This window comes from Rhodococcus sp. ENV425 (genome assembly GCF_002887785.1).
Classification (GTDB): Bacteria; Actinomycetota; Actinomycetes; order Mycobacteriales; family Mycobacteriaceae; genus Rhodococcus; species Rhodococcus aetherivorans.
On record NZ_PCZU01000003.1, the window covers coordinates 1 to 1,431 of the forward strand.

The 1,431-nt window shown below is 66.3% G+C and carries 1 protein-coding gene; it reads left to right on the forward strand.

Annotated elements, in window-relative coordinates; all coding sequences use genetic code 11:
- Nucleotides 1-131 precede the first annotated feature (131 nt).
- The gene (locus tag CQZ88_RS00065) at nucleotides 132-1,376 is read left to right on the forward strand and encodes an IS256 family transposase (RefSeq protein ID WP_102799049.1); all 1,245 of its coding nucleotides are present in this window, start codon (nucleotides 132-134) and stop codon (nucleotides 1,374-1,376) included.
- Nucleotides 1,377-1,431 lie beyond the last annotated feature (55 nt).

Consider the following 1,431-nt stretch of genomic DNA (forward strand, 5'->3'; position numbering starts at 1 on the left):
GGTTGCGTCCATCAGGATGGTGTACGAGCCGGATCGGATCCCGATGACCGGCGTGTCGTAACCGGACGAAAGACGGTCATCGCGTGATTCTTCGAGAGAGCTACCAACTCGACTCGACGAAAGAGCACGCGATGACCACTGCCCACGATATCGACCTCCGCCAGCTTGTCGAAGACCGACTCACCGGCGCCAGCCCCGACCTGCTGCGCGAGCTGCTGACGATGTTCGTCCACGCCCTGATGGGCGCCGAGGCCGACGCCCTGTGCGGCGCGGGCTACGGCCAACGCTCCGACGAACGCACCAACAGCCGCAACGGCTACCGGCATCGGGACTTCGATACCCGCGTCGGCACCCTCGACGTGGCCATCCCCAAGCTGCGGCAAGGTTCGTACTTCCCGGACTGGCTGCTCGAGCGGCGCAAGCGGGCCGAACGTGCCCTGACCTCGGTTGTTGCGACCTGCTACCTGCTCGGCGTCTCGACCCGCCGGATGGAAAAACTCGTCGATACCCTCGGGATCACTTCGTTGTCGAAGTCCCAGGTCAGCGTGATGGCGAAGGATCTCGACGCCCAGGTCGAGGCCTTCCGGAACCGACCCCTCGATCAGGGGCCGTACACCTTCGTCGCCGCCGACGCCCTGGTCCTCAAGGTCCGCGAGAACGGCCGGGTGGTCAACGTGCACGCCCTGGTCGCGGTCGGGGTCAACGCCGACGGCTACCGCGAGATCCTGGGGCTGGACGTCACCTCCGCCGAGGACGGCGCCGGCTGGCTGACCTTCTTCCGCGGGTTGGTCGCCCGCGGCCTGTCCGGGGTGAGACTGGTGACCTCCGATGCCCACGCCGGCCTCGTCGCGGCGATCGGCGCCACCCTGCCCGGCGCCTCCTGGCAGCGGTGCCGCACCCACTACGCGACGAACCTCATGGCCGTCACCCCGAAGTCGTCGTGGCCCTGGGTGAAGACACTGCTGCACTCCGTGTACGACCAACCCGACGCGGATTCCGTTCACGCACAATATGATCGGATCATCGTTGCACTCACCGAGAAGCTGCCGAAGGTGGCCGATCACCTCGACGCCGTCCGGTCGGATCTGTTGGCGTTCACCGCGTTCCCGAAGCAGATCTGGAAACAGATCTGGAGCAACAATCCGCAGGAGCGCCTCAACAAGGAGATCCGCCGCCGGACCGATGTGGTGGGGATCTTCCCGGATCGTACCGCGCTGATCCGACTCGTCGGGGCGGTGCTGGCCGAGCAGCACGACGAGTGGATCGAAGGCCGCCGCTACCTCGGCCTCGACGTGCTGGCTCGCTCCCGCACCGACAAGCCCGCCGACAGTGTCACCGAGGACACCGAGGAGGTGACACCGGCCTTGACTGCCTGATCCACCGACGAGGAATCACACGACGACGTCGTACACCACCTCACGGGACTTGACC